The organism is Desulfoplanes sp. (genome assembly GCF_054921335.1).
Genome location: NZ_JBUDSQ010000036.1, coordinates 1 through 20880 on the forward strand (window position 1 = coordinate 1; position 20880 = coordinate 20880).

General features: G+C 56.3%; 14 protein-coding genes. 12 read left to right on the plus strand and 2 right to left on the minus strand.

Annotated features, from left to right (window positions below; translation table 11 throughout):
- The 12 genes from ACY692_RS09065 to ACY692_RS09120 form a co-directional block, all read left to right on the plus strand.
- On the plus strand, positions 1–1162 hold a 1162-nt coding region (locus ACY692_RS09065), incomplete at its 5' end, for a methyl-accepting chemotaxis protein (protein ID WP_462325037.1).
- A gap of 445 nt (positions 1163–1607) precedes the next feature.
- Positions 1608–3662: a methyl-accepting chemotaxis protein gene (locus ACY692_RS09070; RefSeq protein WP_462325038.1), complete on the plus strand. Its 2055-nt coding sequence runs from the start codon at positions 1608–1610 to the stop codon at positions 3660–3662.
- A gap of 113 nt (positions 3663–3775) precedes the next feature.
- Positions 3776–5764, plus strand: coding sequence for a two-component system sensor histidine kinase NtrB (locus tag ACY692_RS09075; protein WP_462325039.1), 1989 nt, complete (start codon positions 3776–3778; stop codon positions 5762–5764).
- A 222-nt stretch (positions 5765–5986) separates the two neighbouring features.
- Positions 5987–8056, plus strand: coding sequence for a methyl-accepting chemotaxis protein (locus ACY692_RS09080; RefSeq protein WP_462325040.1), 2070 nt, complete (start codon positions 5987–5989; stop codon positions 8054–8056).
- Between the two features lie 235 nt (positions 8057–8291).
- The gene (locus ACY692_RS09085; protein ID WP_462325041.1) at positions 8292–8771 is read left to right on the plus strand and encodes a chemotaxis protein CheW; all 480 of its coding nucleotides are present in this window, start codon (positions 8292–8294) and stop codon (positions 8769–8771) included.
- A 14-nt stretch (positions 8772–8785) separates the two neighbouring features.
- Positions 8786–10723, plus strand: a complete 1938-nt coding sequence (locus ACY692_RS09090; RefSeq protein WP_462325042.1) for a hypothetical protein — start codon at positions 8786–8788, stop codon at positions 10721–10723.
- A gap of 78 nt (positions 10724–10801) precedes the next feature.
- A complete protein-coding gene (locus tag ACY692_RS09095; protein ID WP_462325043.1) occupies positions 10802–11104 on the plus strand; it encodes an STAS domain-containing protein in 303 nt (100 codons plus the stop codon).
- A gap of 18 nt (positions 11105–11122) precedes the next feature.
- Positions 11123–11485 (plus strand): response regulator, encoded by a 363-nt coding sequence (locus ACY692_RS09100; protein ID WP_462325044.1) that lies wholly within the window; start codon positions 11123–11125, stop codon positions 11483–11485.
- A 93-nt stretch (positions 11486–11578) separates the two neighbouring features.
- Positions 11579–13726 (plus strand): chemotaxis protein CheA, encoded by a 2148-nt coding sequence (locus ACY692_RS09105; protein ID WP_462325045.1) that lies wholly within the window; start codon positions 11579–11581, stop codon positions 13724–13726.
- 3 nt (positions 13727–13729) lie between these two features.
- Positions 13730–14599 (plus strand): CheR family methyltransferase, encoded by an 870-nt coding sequence (locus ACY692_RS09110; protein ID WP_462325046.1) that lies wholly within the window; start codon positions 13730–13732, stop codon positions 14597–14599.
- A 7-nt stretch (positions 14600–14606) separates the two neighbouring features.
- Positions 14607–15146 carry a chemotaxis protein CheD gene (locus ACY692_RS09115; protein ID WP_462325047.1) on the plus strand — a complete coding sequence of 180 codons (540 nt, stop codon included), beginning with the start codon at positions 14607–14609 and terminating at the stop codon, positions 15144–15146.
- Positions 15147–15149: 3 nt separating this feature from the next.
- The gene (locus tag ACY692_RS09120; protein ID WP_462325048.1) at positions 15150–16214 is read left to right on the plus strand and encodes a protein-glutamate methylesterase/protein-glutamine glutaminase; all 1065 of its coding nucleotides are present in this window, start codon (positions 15150–15152) and stop codon (positions 16212–16214) included.
- A gap of 321 nt (positions 16215–16535) precedes the next feature.
- Here the strand turns inward: ACY692_RS09120 and ACY692_RS09125 are convergent, their stop codons facing one another.
- Both ACY692_RS09125 and ACY692_RS09130 read right to left on the minus strand, forming a co-directional pair.
- Complete coding sequence (locus tag ACY692_RS09125; protein WP_462325049.1) at positions 16536–19640, minus strand: efflux RND transporter permease subunit; 3105 nt, start codon at positions 19638–19640, stop codon at positions 16536–16538.
- The gene (locus ACY692_RS09130) at positions 19637–20878 is read right to left on the minus strand and encodes an efflux RND transporter periplasmic adaptor subunit (protein ID WP_462325050.1); all 1242 of its coding nucleotides are present in this window, start codon (positions 20876–20878) and stop codon (positions 19637–19639) included. Before ACY692_RS09130 ends, ACY692_RS09125 begins: the two co-directional genes overlap by 4 nt.
- Positions 20879–20880 lie beyond the last annotated feature (2 nt).

A 20880-nucleotide genomic window follows, 5' to 3' on the forward strand; every position in this document is an offset into this window, starting at 1 on the left:
CATCGGCCCCCTGAACGTCTCCGCAGAATACATCGACCGCATCTCCAAGGGGGATGTGCCGGAAAAAATCAGTGAAAAATACCGGGGTGACTTCAACGAGATCAAGAACAACATCAACATGCTCATCGACTCGATGCATGAAATAACCGGCATCGCTCAGAACCTTTCCCAGGGGAATCTAGAGCTGAAGGTCGAGAAACGGTCCAATCAGGACCAGCTCATGGAGGCCCTTGCCGACATGGTCAGGGAACTCCAGAAAATCGTCCACTGGGTCCAGGATTCCGCGGACAACGTGGCGTCCGGCAGCCGGGAAATGAGCTCCTCTTCACAGCAACTGTCCGAAGGAGCCACAGAACAGGCCGCATCCATCGAGGAGGTCTCCTCGTCCATGGAACAGATGGCCGCCAATATCCAGCAGAATACGGACAATGCCCAGCAAACGGAAAAAATCTCCCTCAAGGCCGCCGAGGATGCGGTAGAGGGCGGCAAGGCCGTGGACGATACGGTCAAGGCCATGCGCAATATCGCGGAAAAGATTTCCGTGATCGAGGAGATCGCCCGCAACACCAATCTACTCGCCCTGAACGCGGCCATTGAGGCTGCCAGAGCCGGGGATGCAGGCCGGGGATTCGCTGTTGTTGCCGCTGAGGTCAGGCGATTGGCCGAACGCAGTGGTGGTGCCGCCAACGAGATCAGCACCCTGTCATCGTCCAGCGTGGCCGTTGCCGAGCAGGCCGGAGAGATGCTCACAAAGATGGTTCCGGACATCCAGAAAACCGCCGAGCTGGTCCAGGAAATCGCCGCAGCCAGCCGGGAACAGAGCAGCGGGGCCGAACAGGTGAACAATGCCATGGGCCAACTGGATCAGGTCATCCAGCAGAACGCCTCGGCCTCCGAAGAGGTGGCCGCTACGGCAGAAGAATTGTCCTCCCAGGGCGACCAGCTTCTGGAGGCCATGGGTTTCTTCAAATTATCCCAAAACAATACGAAACGATCCACCACCCGCACTCGGTTGACCGGATCCGACCAGACGATCCCCAAGAACCAGCCCCAACAATCCTTGGCCAAAGGACATGCCCCAAACGGCACATCCCAACAGAATACGGGGCTCAAGATTGATATGAAGGCAGAAGAGGAGGACACGGAATTCGAACGGTACTAGCGGTTCGAACATAGGGTCCGTTCGCACCAAGGGATCGGTACGTACGCTCACCCCCACAAAAAAGGCCCTTTTTAAGGGCTTTTTTTGTGGGAATGTGTCTACCAGAATCTTGCGCGGTGCACCCGACCAATCATCCCCCGCATGAATATTTTCATCCGCCGCATGAAAATCCCCCAAAAAATGGAACCACCAATGGAGATAAGATTCTCAATACATTGTAATATCTGTTTTTTCATACACACAAAAACTGGCACCATTCTTGATTGTACATCCGTGATCCCGCTGGCTGGAATCCCGGAAAACACCGGTATTCTCGGCGTCACCAAGCGGAGCGGAATGGGAAGGGAGCCTTCCATAAAGGGAGTACGGTTTTCGGACCGAGCCATGGGAACCCAGGGTTCCCAATGCCTCAACCAATGTATCAAGGGTAAAACAGGAGGGGTGTATGAAAAATTTCAAACTTGGCGTAAAACTGATCGGGGGGTTTGTCATCACGGCCATGATCACCCTTATCGTGGGTGGTGTGGGGATCTATGTGGCCAAGGATATCACCAACTATTCTGAATTGGTCGGGGAGGTGAACCTTCCAGCCATCGAGAATTTGCTCACCCTCGAATCCCAGCTCAAAGGATTGAACGGCGCGGTCAGGACCATGTTGAGCCCCAATCTGACCAACGCTGACCGCAACCGCCAATACGCAATTATCGACAAGGCGCGTGAGGTGTACGGCAAAGCCCTCAGCGTTTATTCCGAACTCCCGCAGGTTCCCGAAGAAGTTGACCCCTGGAGGCGGTTCCAGGAGGTGGTCAAGGTCGCCGCTGCCCGGAACAACGAGGTCATCCAACTGTCCAAGAAACTCCAGGAGATCGACATGCTCGATCCCGTGGGGCTCTTGGAGCAACTGGAAATCTTCCGGGGTGACCATTACAAGCTCTTGGGTCAGGTCGAACGATTGCTCTTGGATGGCACAACCTTTGACGGCGGAGGGGATCCGACCCAGTGCGCATTTGGAAAATGGAAGGCCACCTATCAAACCAGCAACATGCAGTTGCAGAATCTTCTCAACGAGATCACCCAGGCCCATGACGCCTTCCACTATGCTGTGGCCGAGATCAAGCAACATGTGGCCCGGGACGAGGGGTTTGCCGCCAAGAACGTCTACGCCCAAAAACTGGTCCCGAACGCGGAAAGGGTCTTTGAAAAGTTCAGGGAGATGCGGGGTGTTGCCCAACACGGCGTCGATATATTTAAAAAAATGACCAAGATCGTTCTGGTCGACAACCGGGAAGACATGGACAAGGTCTTTGGAACGACGGCGGAACTCGTGGCCATCAACTCCAAAGGCGCGGCAATCAGGGTCGAGGAATCCGCCCAAACCGCTAGCACGGGTATGATCACCGTGATCTGCTTTGTCGGTTTCGGGGTCATCTTTGCGCTGCTCCTCGGTATCGTCCTGACCAAGATGATCACCGGCCCCATCCTCAAGGGCGTGGGATTCGCCGAATCCATGGCCAGAGGAGATTTCACGAAACAGCTCGACATCGAACAGAAGGACGAGGTGGGTATCCTGGCGGGCGCCCTGAATGCCATGGTCGCCAAACTACGCGGCATTGTCAGCGAGGTGCAATCGGCCGGTGACAACGTTGCCTCGGGCAGCGAGGAACTCAGCTCCTCGGCCGAGCAGCTCTCTCAGGGTTCCACCGAGCAGGCCGCTTCCGTGGAAGAGATTTCTTCCAGCGTGGAACAGATGGCCGCGAACATCAGACAGAACACCGACAACGCCATGCAAACGGAACAGATCGCCACCAAGGTCTCTTCGGACGCCGCTGAAACCGGTGTGGCCGTTGGCGAAACCGTCGTTGCCATGAAGAATATCGCGGACAAGATCTCCATCATCGAAGAAATTGCCCGGAACACCAACCTGCTCGCCCTGAACGCGGCAATCGAGGCGGCCCGTGCCGGCGAACACGGCAAGGGATTCGCGGTCGTCGCCGCCGAGGTCCGCAAACTGGCCGAAAACAGCGGCAATGCCGCCGCGGAGATCAGCGAACTGTCCAGCTCCAGCGTGGCCAAGGCCGAATCCGCCGGAAAGATGCTCGACGATATTGTCCCGGACATCAAGAAGACGGCCGAATTGGTCCAGGAAATCTCTGCGGCGAGCAAGGAACAGGACGCGGGCGCGGAGCAGGTCAACCAGGCCGTGCAGCAGCTCGACCAGGTCGTCCAGCAGAATGCCTCGGCCTCCGAGGAGATGGCCGCAACCTCCGAGGAGCTCTCTTCACAGGCCGAACAGATGCAGGCGTCCATGGCCTTCTTCAATATCGGGAACGCGGGGGGAACCACCCATATGCAACACCGCCCCGCTCCACATGCGTCCCAACCCTCCGCGCAGCCGCAACTCCCGACCCCCGCTCGATCCAGGGCAGGGGGAGCGGGTACCAAGGGTATAGACCTGCAGCTCGAGGACGACACAAGGGACAATGATTTCGAAAAATTCTAACCTATTATAATAATCCATACCGCTGGCCACATCGGATGGTCCAGCGGTATGGATCTCCATGAACCACCGATGACCGCCTGACAGTTCAGTGCTGCCGCGCACAAGGATCCTATATGAATATCATCCCGGATTGTCTGTCCATCACAGAGCAGCTGCCTGCCCTGGAACCTCTATTGGACGTGTATTCCTGGAAATTCGACATTACCGAGAACTCCTTTTCCTGTTCTTCCTCATTGCTCATCTATTTGACGGGTAAAGAGGAATCTCCTCTTGTCGATCTGGCAGGACTCGAGAAATCCATCCATGCACAGGACCGCGGGCTGTTCCAATCCAGCTGGAACAGGGCCCGCGAGACGGGTAGAATCAACACCATCCTGCGTATTGTCCGGCCCCAGCAAAAAACCGAATACATGCTTTTCAAGGGGGAACGGTTCCCGGGGGCCGGGGCTGAAATCATCGGTTCATGCCGCAATCTGACCCACATGCAGGAATGCACGCGGGAAATCCTCTCCCTTGTGGACCACGTGAGACTGGATGCCGAAGAGCAGACCCTGTGCGACTGGATGCCCTTCCACGAGTACGTCCAATTGTTGCACCAGGTTCTGGAACAATCAGGCTACGGGATCGTTTTCACGGATGACCAGGGGATTATCCGCCATGTCAACGCGTTCGAGGCCGGACGGATGGGATGCGATCGGCAGGAACTCGTCGGAACGACCGCCGAAATTTTGCAGACCGACGGATCAGGCACTCCCTTGTTCCCCCCATTTTATGCTTCCTTTGCCCAGGGGATTCCCTTCCGGGACAAACTGGAAACCGCGCAACCGGACGGCTCGACCAAAGTAGAAATCGTCTACCTTCTTCCCCTGCGCAACAGGCAAGGGACGATCACCCACCATTATATCCGCAGAAAGGACATCACCATGCCGGCCCGGGACAAAGACCGCCGCGCACAGACCCACAACCTGGAGGCCCTGGGCACACTGGCCGGGGGCATTGGGCATAATTTCAACAACCTGCTCATGTCCATCATGGGATTTACCGAGATGACCCAGCTCGAACTGCCGGACGACCACCACTGCCAAAAATATCTGGCCAATGTCCTGACCTCGGCCAACCAGGGTAAGGATTTAGTGGAGCAGGTTCTCACCTTCTGCGGGCACACATCCCAGGACAAACAACCACTACGTATCGGGATCGTCATCAAGGAGGTGCTCAAATCCTTCCAGGTCCTTCTCCCCTCCGGTATCCATCTCGACTTTTCCATCAAGGACAAAGGGAAACAGATGGTTGCCGAACCCTGCCAGCCGTATCTGGTGGTCACCAACCTCCTGGAAAACGCCATCAACGCCCTGGGTTCAAGCAAGGGGAACATACAGGTCACCCTGGATATCCTGGACCAAAAAAACCTGCCCGCAACCTTTCCCAAAGAACTCCCAAAAGGAGAATATTTTCTCTTGAGCGTCGGGGACACCGGCCCGGGCATGGACAAGAAAATCCTGGAGCGGGTCTTTGAACCCTTTTTCATCGCCGGACCAAATTTCAAGGAAAAAACAGGCATGGGATTGCCCATGGTCTATGGAATAGTGAAGGATCTTTATGGACATATCCACATCGACAGCCATCCGGGAAAGGGAACGGCCGTCCATGTCTACCTGCCCACCAGTACCACCAGCAGCCAGACGCCCAGGGAACGGCCCAAGGCCTCACACCATGGATACGGACGTATCCTGTTTATCGATGACCAACCGGAAATCATAACGTGGGCCGAAAAATCCCTGACCACCCTTGGATATACGGTCACGACCACAACCGACGGGAACCAAGGATTGGAATGGTTCAAACAGGACCCGACCCAATTCGATCTCGTGGTCACCGATCTTATCATGCCGGGGACCGACGGACAGAAAATCGTGTCCACCATCAACGAACTCCACCCCACCACTCCGGTCATCCTGTCCACCGGCCTGGGCAAGGAAATCGCCGCCCAACAGATCTCCAATGGACGCCTCGCGGGAATACTGACAAAACCCTTCACCATGGGTGAGTTCTCCAGGCTGATCGCCACTGCGCTGGAAAGAACAGGAACTGCCCGGAGGTGATTTTGTCATACAAATAGATTCTGCCCATGGGGACCATCCTGTCGATCGACACGGGAGATGGAAAGATAACCAAAGATAATCATGAACTTAAAGTATAACATTGGGGTCCGCATATCCCGCCATTGTCACGGCTCCAATTTGTTAGACAAAATTCCGACCTTTGTTTAAAAAGAGAGATACGTCCCGTGTTTTTTCCCAACAATCTCTCCAAGGAGGATTTCCGTGGCCCTCAAAAACCTCTCCCTCAAATACCAGATCGGCCTGAGTGTTTGTATCGCCGTGGCCCTCATTCTGGTGGTCTATACGTGGATAGTGGTCTCCAAGACCAAGACCATCGCCATCACCTCGGCAGAGCAGACAGCCGCAGAAATGGCCAATAGATATGGCAATCAGGTCAAGAACAACATTGAAAAGGCCCTGGATGCCAGCCTGGCTCTGGGAGCGGCGTTTGAAGGGATGGTCACCGACCGGTCACGCATCGACCGGAAGGTGGTCGACGCGATGCAAAAGAAGGTGCTTCTTTCCGACGATTCCTTTTACGGTATCCAGACCTGCTTCGAACCCGATGCCCTGGACGGTCGCGACGCCGAGTACTTTGCCAAGGATAGTTTCTGGAAACACATGGGCGGGGCCTATGGAAACTATTGGTGGAAGGAGAGCGGAGGGTTGAAGGTGTCCAACCTCGCCCAGTACAACTACCCTGAGACACGCACCTGGTACAAGGGCCCCCGAGACGCCAACCGCCCCTTTCTCACGGAACCCTACTACACCGAGGTGGCCAAGGTGAACATGTCGACCATCAGCGTGCCGATACAGGATGATGGCAGGTTCATCGGCATCGTCGGCATCGACTTTACCCTGGCCGAGTTCCAGAACATGGTCGACGGGATCACGCCCATGGGTACGGGGTACGCATTTATCGCCTCCAATAAGGGCTACTGCGTGGCCCATCCGGACGAGGGGAGCGTGAACAAGAACATCACACAGGCCTTTCCGGACGGCACACAAACCGCCATCAAGGATTCGATCGAAGCCGGCCAACCGTATGCCGGATTCATGACCTCTCCACTGGACGGTAAAGACTACTATTTTCTGCTCCAGCCTATCACGGTCAAGGGCACCTCGACTCCCTGGACCATCGGCATTGCCATACCCAAGACCAAGATCTTCGAGGCCGCAGACAGTTTCCTGGTCCTGAGCGTTGTTCTGATGCTCGGTGCACTCTTGCTCGTTGTGGGGATGGTCTTTGTTATCGCTCGGGCCATAACCAAACCCCTGGAACGGAGCGTGGCCTATGCCGAGGAGATCACCAACGGTAACCTGGATGCATCCCTCGACCTTGACCGCAGGGATGAAATCGGGACACTCGCCGCGACCCTTTCTTCGATGGGAGAGAATCTCCGCCAGGTCGTGGGCAAGGTCCGTGGTGTCACCGACAATGTGACCGCCGGAAGCCATGAATTGAGTGCCTCGTCGGAAACCCTGTCCCAAGGGGCCACGGAGCAGGCGGCGTCCGTCGAAGAAATCTCTTCGTCCATGGAAGAGATGGCCGCGAACATCAGACAGAACGCGGACAATGCTCAGCAGACGGAAAAAATCTCCGTCAAGGCGGCCACTGAAGCCAAAAAAACCGGTGGCGCAGTGACGGAAACGGTCACGGCCATGAAGAATATTGCTGAAAAAATCTCGATTATCGAGGACATTGCCCGCAACACCAACCTGCTCGCCCTGAACGCGGCCATCGAGGCGGCCAGGGCCGGAGAAGCGGGCAAGGGATTTGCCGTCGTTGCGGCAGAAGTCCGCAAACTGGCAGAAAACAGCGGGATTGCCGCCGCAGAGATCAGCGACCTTTCCAAGGCCAGCGTGACCAAGGCGGAAAACGCGGGCAAACAGCTCCTCGATATTGTTCCGGACATCCAGAAGACCGCGGATCTCGTCCAGGAAATCGCTGCAGCGAGCAAAGAACAGAATGCCGGAGCCGACCAGATCAACCAGGCCATCCAACAGCTTGACCATGTCGTCCAGCAGAACGCGTCTGCCTCAGAGGAGATGGCCGCCACTTCCGAGGAACTCTCCTCGCAGGCCGAACAACTCCAGGGAAGTATCGCCTTCTTCAACATCGGCAATGACCAGAGTCCGACCCATCCCCATTCTCCGCGACCAAAAACGGAGATCCGCCGGCCGCAGGGAATCCCCGCCCAATCACCGGGCAAAGCACCCAGGTCACCTGCGGGGGGGATCAAGCTCGACCTCGAGGACTCCATGCAGGACGACGATTTTGAAAGGTTCTAACCCTTTTTTCCCGCCCATGTTCCACGGGTACATGGGCGGGAAGGGTGCTGGGAGCAGAATCTTTCCAAAAAGAAACATTTGTCCAGGGGACAAGGCATCCATATCTTCGATAACCGATTAAACATAAAGGAAAAAAACAGAATAATATAAGTTGAAAACCGGGCCGGAATCGTGTAACTATCTTTCAATACATAACTAAAAAAACCCAGTAGATACATATGAAACGGAGGCATGCATGAGCAACGAAACCAAGGCGGCCACGAACCAGTATCTGACCTTTTCCCTGGATCAGGAGATCTATGCCATGGAGATCGACACGGTCAAAGAGGTACTGGAATTGACCCGGATCACCAAGGTACCCCGGACCCCCGATTCCATGCGGGGGGTGATCAATCTCCGCGGCCATGCCGTTCCCGTGTTCGACCTGCGGACCAAATTTCACCTCCCCGAGGCGGAGGATACGGTGGACACGTGCATCATCATCCTCGACGTTGAACAGAACGACGAGACTCTGACCATCGGTGCCCTCGTGGATTCCGTCAGTGAAGTCATTGAGATCAAACCCGAGTCCATAGAGCCCGTTCCCGCCATGGGATTGAGTCTGGACAATAGGTTTGTCAAAGGGATGGGCAGACGGGACGAAGATTTCGTTATCATACTGGACTCATTGAAAATATTTGATCCCGAAGAACTCAACGTCGCCCAGGAATCCTAAACAGAGGATGGATGATGTCTCAATCCTTTGCCAATGACGCATCCTCGGTGGAGCCGGACGAACGAACGGAAAGCATGCCCGCGCTGGAGGAAATCACCTCTCTGCTCCATGGAATGGGGGGCAAACTCCACAATATCCTTGCCGACAGAGAAGACGATTTCCTCCAGCTAGGGAGCAGTCTGATGGACTTTTCCAACCGTTCCAAAGGATTGTCATCCGAGGTGTCCCAGCTGGCCCAACTCGCATCCGGAGAGGAGATCACCGGAAGGATCAGTGATCTACAGGGGTTTCTCGAAATCATATCCTCCCACCGCCGGGGCATGGTCGACGAGACCGCAATGGAGGAACTTTCGGAAATAATCTCCTCAATGCAGCAGCTCAAAGAACTTTTTCAAGAATTTGCCCGCGTGATCAAGGGATTGCGCATGCTCGGGATTTCGACACGGATCGAGAGCGCGCGGTTGGGCGAACAGGGCAAGGCCTTCACCTCACTGGCCGATGATGTGGACAAACTCGTGGCCAGGATCGAAGAAAGCTCCTCGGAAATCGCCTCCCGGTCCAATCAGATCATCGCGACCACACTCAAGGTCCAAGAAGGAACCAAGGAACTGTTCACCACCCAGCAAGACCGGCTGGAGACGGTCAGTACGACCCTGTCCGAAAACATCGAGGACCTGGTCTCTGTCGTGGATCAGTCAGAGCGCGTATCCGCGAACCTGGTCACCCATTCCGAAGATATCGCCTCCAGCACATCAATGGCAGTGACCAATCTCCAGTTCCACGACATTGTCCGCCAACAGATCGAACATGTGGAAGAATGCACCCGGGACGCCGAAGAGCTGATCGCCGGGTATGTAGAGGAAGGGTCTTCCAGGTATTCCCTGCAACAAATTTTGACCTTTGTCCTCCAGATCGCCACCATCCAGGCCTCGCAGATCCAGAACGGAAGCGAGCAGTTCGAAAAAGCGGTTCTGGATTTCAAGAGCCAAATCGAAAATATCGCCACCATTGTCGAACGTTTCATGCAAACGATCCATGGTTTCAGCGGTTCGGACCACCACAGCCAAGGGTCCGTTCTGGAAGCCATCAAGTCGAGCATGGGGGAGGTCATCAAGAATGTTCACGAGTTGGTGGTCGGGATGCAGGAGCAACAAAAAATCATCGCACCGGTCGCCGGCACGGTCGAGGATATGGATTCTTCAGCAAAAAAGGTCCAAGACCTGGGGGACGAGATAGAGCTTATCTCGCTGAACGCAAGCATCAAATCGGCATGTGTGGGAGACCGTGGCAGGGCCATGGGTGTTCTGGCCCACGAAATCCAGCGGCTCTCCATGCAGACCAAAGAACACACCTCGAGTGTACTGGATGTTTTGGCCGTGCTGGCCACCACGTCAAGACAACTGCAAAACCGGTCCACCCAGACGGATGGGCTCCAAAAAATCGAGGAGACAACCGGCACCCAGGAAACGTCCCTCGTCCAATTGGTAGAGCTCAACGACCAGATGGACCAATTGTTTGCCTCGGTCTCCGCCCTTGGAGACGAACTCAAACAGGACATCATCGCCTCCGCCAACGGGATCGTCTTCCATGAGGTCATATGTTCCCGGCTTGCCGGAGCAAGAGAGGATTTCCTGCAGATCATCGACAAGCTGGATGACCAGATCATCGACCCCGCGATCGAGCTCCCCAAGGAATTTGATGAACTCCTCCATCGATATACCATGGAGAGCGAGCGGATCATCCACCAAATGGCCCTGGGACTCCAACATGACGTGCCCCAGCAAGACACATCCGGGGATGCCGGAGAGCAGGACGTCGACCTTTTTGATGACGACGACGGGGTCGACCTTTTTGGGGACGAATCCGGTGATGACGACGGAAGGGTGGAGCTTTTTGGCGATGACGAGGGGGTGGAGCTTTTTGGCGATGACGATGGGGTCGAGCTTTTCTGATCCAGCAGGTGTCATTGGATTCCCTCCAAACCGACCTGCCGGCCATCCATTAGGAAACAGCAACACAAGGAAGAGACCATGCAGTGTGTAACGACATCACAATCCGAGCAGGGCAAAAGAATAGCCTTCCAGGGACCATGCACCATTGAAAACGCCGCTGCCATGGCCCCGGTTCTGCACAAAGAAATCACAGGCGATACGCCCATTCTCTTCGACTTGAGCGGAGTGGACACCGCCGATCTTTCTTTTTTCCAGCTTTTGGCCGCAGGTGTACGGAGATGTAAATCCCTGCCCATAACACATACCTTTCTCGGATTCCCAGAAGAGCTTAAAGAGACGGCCAAGGTTTCCGGGTTTGTTTTTTCATCCGAAAATGCGTAACAATTAAGGAGGACCAAGGTGGCCCAAACCATTCTCATTGCAGATGATTCCGCCAGCATCCGCCAGATGGTCAAATTCACTCTCGAGGGTGCCGGATATACGACTGTCGAAGCCACGGACGGGAATGACGCACTGACCAAAATACATCCTGAAGTCAAAATGATCCTCACCGACCTGAATATGCCGGGGCTGGACGGCATCGGTTTGATCAAGGCCGTACGGGGTATGTCCGATTACAAATTCATTCCCATCGTCATGCTGACCACGGAATCCCAGCCCGCCATCAAGGCCGAAGGCAAGGCCGCAGGGGCAACGGGTTGGATCGTCAAACCGTTCAAACCGGACCAGCTGCTTGCAGTAGTCAAAAAAGTTCTCCGGTAGCGGCAAACAACGGACCGTTGTGTCCTCCATGGATGGCGCAACAAACCGGAGTGGGGCCCACTCCACGTCCACCCTCAAACGAACGGAACTCCCATGCCCCAGGACGATATCAATCGACAGGTATACCGAGAGGAAGCGACAGAGCTTCTTGCCGAACTCGAGACAGCCCTCCTCGAACTCGAAGAATCTCCCGAAGATACCGATCTCATCAACCGCGTATTCAGGGCCATGCATACCATCAAGGGTTCCGGGGCCATGTTCGGATTCGACGTCATCGCAGGGTTTACCCACGATGTGGAAACAGTCTTCGACAAGGTCCGCAACGGCGAACTCCCCATGACCCAGAACCTGCTGGATCTGACCCTGAAGGCCAGGGACCATATCGCCCTTCTTCTGGACGATGAGCAGGCCAATCCCGAGGGGGGGCAAGCGATCACCCAGGGCCTCCAGGCCATCGCCGGAGTAGCCCCGCCAAAGGGAACCGCCCAATCGTCGGCCCCGCAGGACACAGAACCAGATGGCAACGCTCTCCCCAAGGGGCCGGGGATCTATCGGATCTGTTTCAAGCCCCCATCCAATATTTTTATCACGGGACTCAATCCCATTGGTCTCATCCAGGAACTCGACGAACTCGGTGAACTCCAGGTCATCGCCCATACCCGTGACATCCCGGAGCTTGCCGAGATGGACCCCGAGACCTGCTACGTCTGGTGGGATATGGTCCTGATCACGGACAAAGATGAAAACGCCATCCACGACGTGTTCATTTTTGTCGAGGACGAGAGTGAGCTGTCCATTGAACTGATAGAACGGGCCGAACCCGAAACCGCCGAGAACGAGTACAAAAAGCTCGGCCAGATCCTTCTCGAGCGGGGGGACATATCCAAAGAAGATCTTGAAACCATCCTCTCCAAACAACGCCGTCTGGGAGCCCTTCTGGTCGAGGCGGGCATGGTCGACGAAGAGGAAGTCCGTTCGGCACTGGCCGAACAACAGGCCGTCCGGACGAACAGGAAAAAGGGGCCGACAGCCCAGGTCGCCAAGTCCCGCCCAACCAGTTCGAGCGTGCGGGTCACAGCGGAAAAACTCGACTATCTGGTCGATCTGGTCGGCGAATTGGTCATTGTCCAGGCCCGTATCGCCCAGAGCGTGTCCAATACGCAGGACCAATTGCTCAAGAGCCTTTCCGAGGAGCTGGAGCGGCTCTCGGACGAACTCCGTGACGAGACCCTGTCCATCAGGATGCTCCCCATAGGGACAACCTTTAGCAAGTTCAGAAGGTTAGTCCGGGATCTGTCCCTGGAATTGGGTAAGAAAATCAATTTTGAAACCAGCGGGGCCGAAACCGAGCTGGATAGAACCGTCATCGAAAAAGTCAACGACCCCCTGGTCCATCTTCTGCGCAACAGTATCGACCATGGTATCGAGTCCCCCGAGGAGCGCATCATTTCCGGAAAACCCGAGTCCGGCACATTGTACCTTTCGGCCGAACACGCCGGCAGCGAGGTCGTGGTCACCATTACGGACGACGGCAAGGGGATAGATCCGGCAATCATTCGGGCAAAGGCCATAGAAAAGGGACTCATCGCGGAAACCGACGAACTTTCAGAACGTGAGACCCTCGGGCTCCTGTTCGAGGCCGGTTTTTCCACGGCAGAAACCGTGAGCAGTGTTTCCGGTCGAGGTGTCGGCATGGATGTCGTCCGCAGGGATATTGAATCCCTCAGGGGACGGGTGGATATATCGAGTATTCCCGGAAAGGGTTCGACCATCTCCATCAAACTCCCGCTGACCATGGCAATCATCGATGGTTTGCAGGTCCGCATTGCCGAGGACTTTTATGTCATCCCCCTGGATATCGTCGAAGAATGCGTTGAGTTGATCAGCACAGGAAGCAGTGTGGAAGACCGCCGTAAGGTCATTGATACCAGGGGACAGATCATACCCTATATCAAACTGCGTGATTGGTTCAGGATCGATTCCACCCCACCGGCCATCGAACAGATCGTCATCACGGCCATCGAGGACAAGAAGACGGGGTTGGTCGTGGACGAGGTCATCGGCGAGTACCAAACAGTCATCAAGAGCCTTGGGCGCGTATACCGTGACATCAAGGAATTCTCCGGGGCGACGATCAAGGGAGACGGGACCTTGGCCCTGATACTCGACGTCCCCGAATTGATCCATCTCGCTTCGAACAACCAGAACGTACAATCCCCCCCCGAGGAATCAGGGAGTTAAGCCATGGCAAAAGAAGTTTTCCAATCCGTTGATTATGGTTCTCTCTGTATGAGCAGCAAGGACTTCGATCAGTTCAGCCAACTGATCCAGGACCAGTGCGGCATCAAAATGCCACCGAACAAGAAAATCATGCTCGAAGCCAGACTCAAGAAACGGCTACGGGCGCTCGGATACCATGAATACACAGACTACCGCAATTTCGTCTTCACGGAAAAAGGCCGTGAGGAAGAGCTCTGTCATCTGATCGACGTGGTCACGACAAACACTACGGAATTTTTCCGTCAACCCGACCATTTCAAGGCTCTAAACAACGGGATTCTGGAACGGTGCCACGCCTCAGCCCAGTCCAACAAACCACTCAAGGTGTGGAGCGCGGGATGTTCCATCGGAGCCGAGCCCTATACCCTGGCCATTGTCCTTCAGGAATTCGCGGCCGCCCATTCCGGATTCGATTATTCCATTCTGGCCACGGATATCTCCGGACGCGTCCTCAAGACAGCCGCCAAGGCCGTCTATGCCACCAATCAGGTCAAGGGAATCCCTGACCAGCTCAAACGCAAGTACCTCCTGCGCAGCAAGGACACGGTCAAGGACCTGGTCCGCATCGGTCCGGAACTCCGACAAAAAGTCCGGTTTGGCTACCTCAATTTTATGGAAAATTTCGCCCTGCGCGAAACCATGGACATTGTTTTCTGCCGTAACGTGATCATCTATTTTAACCGTCAGACCCAGGGAATGATCCTGCAAAAAATCTGCAACCATATCCGCCCGGGCGGATACCTCTTCATGGGGCATTCGGAAAGTCTTGTGGGCCAAAATCTCCCCGTGGTCCAGATTGCTCCGCACATCTACCAGAAATCCCGCTCTCTCTGAGCAGTGCATGAACCAGCACTATCTCAAACCCGGAGAGGCGATAGTTGCCTCGGGCGACAGTGTCATAACCACGGTCCTTGGATCCTGTGTCTCGGTGACATTTTTTTCACCAGCCCACCGTCTAGGCGCCATGACCCACGGAGTCCTTCCCCTCTTTCCCCAAAAGGCGTCGCAACAGGATGGACTCGACTCCCTGTTCCGGTACGTGGACACCTCCATCGAACAGATGGTCAACCGGCTCAAGGCAAAGGGAATGGACCCGCGGACCCTGGAGATAAAGGTCTTTGGGGGGGCGGATGTTCTCGGGCAGCCGGAAAAATCAAGTTTGAGCGTGGGCCGGAAAAATATCGAGGCGGCCAGGGCCACCCTGAACAGATTGGGGATCCCGGTCAATCGCTCCGATACGGGGGGCGTCCGCGGAAGAAAAATCATATTCTCCACCCAGACCGGTCAGGTCAAACTCAAACGCCTCGATGCCCAAACAGCGGTCAAAGCCACACTCTGTTCTATGGCCCCCCAATACATGAACGCTCCAACCCCTAGATAGAACATGCCAAAAAATACGCTCAAAGTTCTCGTGGTCGACGATTCCGCCCTGGTCCGTTCGGCAATCAAGGAGCTTCTGGAATCCGACCCGCATATCGAGGTCGTCGGTACGGCGGCGGATCCCTTTGCCGCGGCCAAACGGCTCTCCCAGATCGTCCCGGATGTGATCACCCTCGATGTGGAGATGCCCCGCATGGACGGGTTGACCTTTCTACGAAAGATCATGACCCAGCATCCCATCCCGGTAGTCATGTGTTCTAGTCTTACGATCAAGGGAACGGACACCCTGATCAAGGCGTTGGAGTACGGGGCCGTGGACGTCATCGAAAAGCCCAAACTCGGGACCAAAAAATTTTTCGAGGATTCGCGCATTCAGATTATCGACACGATCAAGGCGGCCGCCAAGGCGGCCGTGAAACCGAAACGCAATCTCCCGGACATCGCTCCGGAACCCAAACTCTCTGCGGACGCGGTCATCAGTTCCACGGCAAAAAAAAGCTTCTCGTTGCAAACAACGGAGAAGGTGGTCATCGTCGGTGCATCCACCGGCGGGACAGAGGCCCTGCGGATCTTCCTCCAGGCCCTTCCCCACGATTGCCCGGCCATCGCCATTGTCCAGCACATGCCGGAGATGTTCACCGCATCCTTTGCCAAACGGCTGGACGAAATCTGCACCATCTCGGTCAAGGAAGCGGAGGACAACGACACCCTGCTCCGGGGCCATGCCCTGATCGCCCCGGGAAACAGGCACATGCTCTTGAACCGCAGCGGAACGAGGTACTATGTATCCATGAAAGACGGCCCCCTGGTCCAGCGCCACCGGCCTTCCGTGGATGTTCTGTTCAGATCCGCTGCCCGTTATGCCGGACCCAACGGAATCGGAGTGATCATGACCGGGATGGGCGACGACGGCGCGGCCGGAATGAAGGAAATGTTCGATGCCGGGGCCATGACCATCGCCCAGGACGAGGCATCCTGCGTGGTCTTCGGCATGCCCAAGGAAGCCATCAAGACGGGCGGGGTGCACAAGATTCTTTCTCTACAGAAAATTGCCCCCGCCATTCTCTGATCCCGGCCCTACTCCGTATTCTCGGCTGTATAAGCACGACCCACCAAGAATACCCGGAACATTCGGGTATTCTTTTTTTTCTCAAATCCTGAAAAAAATTATCGGTCGTGGGGTTGGATTTTCGGCGGGTTCCCTCGTCCACGCCATGGCGTAGGCCGGGATCTTGCTATCCATGCAATCCCCCGGGCCGCACAAGGAGCCAAAAAGCAGGAAGCTCCCGGATCAGTTCTGTCAATGACGTATTTGGGTGTGTCGAGTCCAGATGGTCGCCCTTTCTCCCGTCCAGTCGACTCTGCGTCCCGTCCTCCCCTCTCCCCCTGCCTACCGCCTCCTGCACCGTACTATCTCGATGGCATCCACGATGACCATATACAACGACGGCACCAGAACCAGGGTGATCAAGGTGGCAAAGACGATCCCGAATCCCAGTGAAACAGCCATGGGAATGAGAAATCGGGCCTGCCGGGATGTTTCGAAGATCATCGGGGCCAGACCGCCAAAGGTGGTCAGGGTGGTCAGGATGATCGGCCTGAACCTGGCGATCCCGGCAGACAGGACCGCGTCGTGGGCGTTCATCCCGTCTTCCTGCCGTCTCCTGTTGGCGAAATTGATAAGAACAAGGGAGTCGTTGACCACCACACCGGACAGGGCCACGATGCCGAACAGACTCATCAGGCTCAGTGAATACCCCATCACGAGATGGCCGACCACCGCGCCCACAATGCCGAAAGGGATGCTGATCATGATGATCAAAGGCTGGGCATAGCTGCGGAAGGGTACGGCCAGGAGTCCATAAATGATGAGCAGGGCCATGAGCAACCCTTCCACCAGACTTGTCATGGATGCGCGCATATCGGCCTGTCTGCCCTCGAATCCATAGGAGAGTCCCGGATATTTCCGGACCAGCTCGGGCACACTCTCGGCCATCAACGCCCCCAGGATCTCGTTGGCCCTCTTCTGGGGAATGACATTGGCGGTCACCTCCACGGTCCTGCGGCCGTTATGCCGGTCGATGGTCGTATACGCCCTGCCCGGGGTCATGGCCACGGCCTCGCGCAGAGGTATCTCCGCACCCGAAGGAGTCCTCAGGATGAGTTCCTCTATATCCTGCTCCAGCACCCTTTCGGACTTGGGAAGCCGGACCATGACCTTGACCTCGTTGCGCCCCCGTAATTGCCGCAGGGCCTCTGCACCGTAGAAGGCGTTTCTGACCTGTCTGGCGACATCCTCGGCCCTGAGCCCCAGCCCGCGGGCGGAATCGCGGATCTTGAAATCGTACTGTCGCTTACCCGGTGAAAACCCGTCGTCAATGTCCTTGACGTTGGGATAGACCTCCATCTCCCGGGCCAGCTCCGCACAGGCACTCTCCAGGATGTCGAGATCCCTGTGGCTGAGTTCGACGGTCAAGGACTTGCCCGAACCAGGGCCCCCGGAATCCGAGGCAAAGGTGATATACTCCAGACCGACCAGGCTCCCGACCCGTCCGCGCCATTGACGGGTGAACGCGGCAGTGCTCATAGGCCGTACCTCGGGATCGGTGAGATAGACCCGAACCTCCGAATTAGCTCCCCCATTGGTAGTCCGGGCAAAGATACCGGTGACCAGTTTGTCCCCCCCGTTGGCAGCCCCCACTTCTTTGGCCGCATCCACCAAGGTTTTCTGGACGGCCAGGGTCTTTTCTACGGCCGTTCCATAGGGCAGGACGGCGGTCACCTTGGCATAATCGGCCTCGATCTTGGGGAACAGGGTCATGCCCATGCGGCCACTGGTGACGTACCCGATGGTCACCAGAAGGACAGCAATGCCCATGGACAGGGTCAAATATCTGTATTTCAGGGTCAGATCCAAAAACGGACCGTATTTGGTCTTGACCGTACGCACGAACCATCTGCTGAACACCTGCTGTCTTCCGTGCAGCCAACGGGTGATCGGATTTCCCTTTCTGTCCCGCTGATGGCCGAGATGGGCCGGAAGGACCAACAGGCTCTCCACAAGGGAAACGGCGAATACACTGACCACCACGAGAGGTATCTGCCTGAAAACCTTGCCCATGACCCCGGGGACAAAATACATGGGCATGAAGGTGACGATATTCGTGAGCACGCTGAAGGTCACGGGCATAGCTATTTCCCGAGCCCCCTGGATCGCCGCATCCAGAAAGGACATCCCCTTCTGATGATAGTTGTACACGTTCTCCCCCACTACAATGGCATCGTCCACAACGATACCCAGGGTGATGATGAAGGCGAACATGGAGACCATGTTGATGGTCACCCCGAAACCGGGCAACAGGAGCAGGGAACCGAGAAAAGAGATAGGGATACCCATGCTCACCCAGAAGGCCAAACGGGTCTCCAAAAACAGGGCCAGACAGAGAAACACGAGTCCCAATCCGATATACCCGTTGGTGACCAGTAGTTCAAGACGTTGCTTGTAGACATTGGAACGGTCCTTGAGAATATTCAGGGAGAGTCCTTTGGGCAGAATCTGTCTGAGGGTCACAAGATTTTTTTTGACCGCATCGGCCACCTCGATGGGGGTCTGGTCCCCGATGCGGTAGACATCAATAAGCACGGCCGGCTGCCCGTCGAACGAGGCAAAGATATCGCTGTCCTCGAATCCGTCCTTGATCTCGGCAATGTCCCCGAGCAGGACGCTGGTCCCGTCGTTGGCCGTGATGATGGGGATCCTGCCGAACTCACGCCCGAAATCCTTACGTTCCTTGACCCGGACCAGAATTTCTCCGCCACTGGTCTTGATCCCCCCTCCGGGCAGATCCACCGAACCCTTGTCGATACGGCCCGCGATCTCGGCCGTGGTCAGATTGTACCGGCGCAGATTTTCCTGGGGCACCTCGACACTGATCTCGTAATCCCGGACCCCGGCAAGTTCCACCTGGGTGATATCCGGGTCCTGGATGAGCCTGTCGCGTAAATCCTCGGCCGTCTCACGCAGGACCCAATCGGACTGGTCGCCGTGCAGGGCTATGGCCACAACCTCACGTTTCCGGGAAACAATGGTCACGCTCGGTTCCTCTGCGTCATCGGGAAACGAGGTGATCCGATCGACCTCGCTCTGGATATCCTGGGCAAGCCGCTGCAGGTTTTCCCCTTCAACAATCTCCACGGTAACCGAGCCCGCCCCTTCACTCGCTGAAGAACTGACATCGTCCACCCCGTCGAGTCCCTGCACCGCTTCTTCGATGGGCAGAACGATACCCTTTTCCACTTCTTCGGGACTGGCCCCGGGATAGGCCACGGTCACGCTGACCATGTCCATATCGAAATCCGGAAAGACCTCCTGCTTGATATGGCTCCCGATGATCAGGCCGCCGACCAGGCAGACGATCATCACCAGATTGGCGGCAACGGAATTGCCGGCCATCCATCCTATGGGCCCCTTGGGGGATGAGGAAAAAGTGCTCATGAGTCGTTTGCACTCCCTGGGATCATGGACGTGCCCGACCGGGTGTCATCGTTGGCAAGGCGTACCTCCATGCCCTGAACCGGTGCTGCGATATCTGAAAGAATGATCCGCTCTCCGGGCTGCACCCCATCAGCAAGATAGACCTCCTGGGCATCCCGCCACGCCACATCTACGGGTCGGATGTCCAGGGTATTCTTCGCGGTTGCGATCCAGACGGCGTTGCCCCCATGCAGACCGTCTCGGGGTATGGCGACCACATTGTCCAGGGATCTGCCCTGGATATCCACCTCCACATATTCGCCCAGCAAAAGGGGGAGAAGCGAGGATTCAGGCCGGTTCAAAAGCAGGGGATCGTCTATCCGGACAACCACCCTGGCCATACGCCCCTGGGATTCAATGTCCGCCAGGAGCCTGATGATTCGGCCGGTACGGGCATGTTGAGCCATACCTGAACGAATGCGCGCCGTGCTGCCCGTACCATCTCCTCCCATGGGGATGGAGATCCAGCCGAGACGATCCCTGGGAATGGAGGTCTCCACCCAAAAGGCGTCCGTACCCACCAGGGTGGCGATGGTGGTTTGTGTGGATACCTGGGCACCGAGATCCACGTTCTTCTCCAGAACAAGACAATTGAACGGTGCGGTAACCGATGTTCGAGCCAGATCCAGCTCGGCCTGCTCCAGATCGAGACAGGCCTTTTGAACCTCGGCTTGGGCCTGCTCCAGCTGGGGTTTACGCAGGGCCAGGGCCGCATCTTCGGGTGCCCTGTCCTGATCACCGCGCAACAATGCCCACTCCTTTTTGGCCACATCCTGCCGGCCCTGCTCCAGGGCCAGGGATGCGCGAGCCTGCACCAGGGCGGTCTTTTTCTGCTCCACGATCAGCTCGAAATCCCTGGGATCGATGCCCACCGCCCTGGTCCCCCGGGGCAAGATGCCTCCCGGCTCGAATCCCGAGGCCAGTTGCACGATCCTGCCCGATACCTGGGGGCTGAGGGCTGTCTGCCGCGCAGGCACCACGGTTCCCATGGCCTGAATGACCACCCGCTCCTTGCCGAAGACCGCCTTTTGAACAGTCACCAGAGGAGCCAGGGTGACCCGGGGCTTTTTCGTGGGTTTGGGGCGGGAATCCATGAAATATTTCCCCCCGAAAATTCCCAGCCCGACAATGACCAGAGGCAGGAGAATCCCGACAATCCGCCTGCACCAACGTCCGGTGGTGGTATATGATTCCGTCATGA

Bases quoted from the DNA above. Each gene is read 5' to 3' on its own strand.
- ACY692_RS09070 (WP_462325038.1), top strand. From the start codon at position 1,608: ATGAAAAATTTCAAACTTGGCGTAAAACTGATCGGGGGGTTTGTCATC.
- ACY692_RS09075 (WP_462325039.1), top strand. From the start codon at position 3,776: ATGAATATCATCCCGGATTGTCTGTCCATCACAGAGCAGCTGCCTGCC.
- ACY692_RS09085 (WP_462325041.1), top strand. From the start codon at position 8,292: ATGAGCAACGAAACCAAGGCGGCCACGAACCAGTATCTGACCTTTTCC.
- ACY692_RS09090 (WP_462325042.1), top strand. From the start codon at position 8,786: ATGTCTCAATCCTTTGCCAATGACGCATCCTCGGTGGAGCCGGACGAA.
- ACY692_RS09095 (WP_462325043.1), top strand. From the start codon at position 10,802: ATGCAGTGTGTAACGACATCACAATCCGAGCAGGGCAAAAGAATAGCC.
- ACY692_RS09105 (WP_462325045.1), top strand. From the start codon at position 11,579: ATGCCCCAGGACGATATCAATCGACAGGTATACCGAGAGGAAGCGACA.
- ACY692_RS09110 (WP_462325046.1), top strand. From the start codon at position 13,730: ATGGCAAAAGAAGTTTTCCAATCCGTTGATTATGGTTCTCTCTGTATG.
- ACY692_RS09115 (WP_462325047.1), top strand. From the start codon at position 14,607: ATGAACCAGCACTATCTCAAACCCGGAGAGGCGATAGTTGCCTCGGGC.
- ACY692_RS09120 (WP_462325048.1), top strand. From the start codon at position 15,150: ATGCCAAAAAATACGCTCAAAGTTCTCGTGGTCGACGATTCCGCCCTG.
- ACY692_RS09125 (WP_462325049.1), bottom strand. From the start codon at position 19,640: ATGAGCACTTTTTCCTCATCCCCCAAGGGGCCCATAGGATGGATGGCC.
- ACY692_RS09130 (WP_462325050.1), bottom strand. From the start codon at position 20,878: ATGACGGAATCATATACCACCACCGGACGTTGGTGCAGGCGGATTGTC.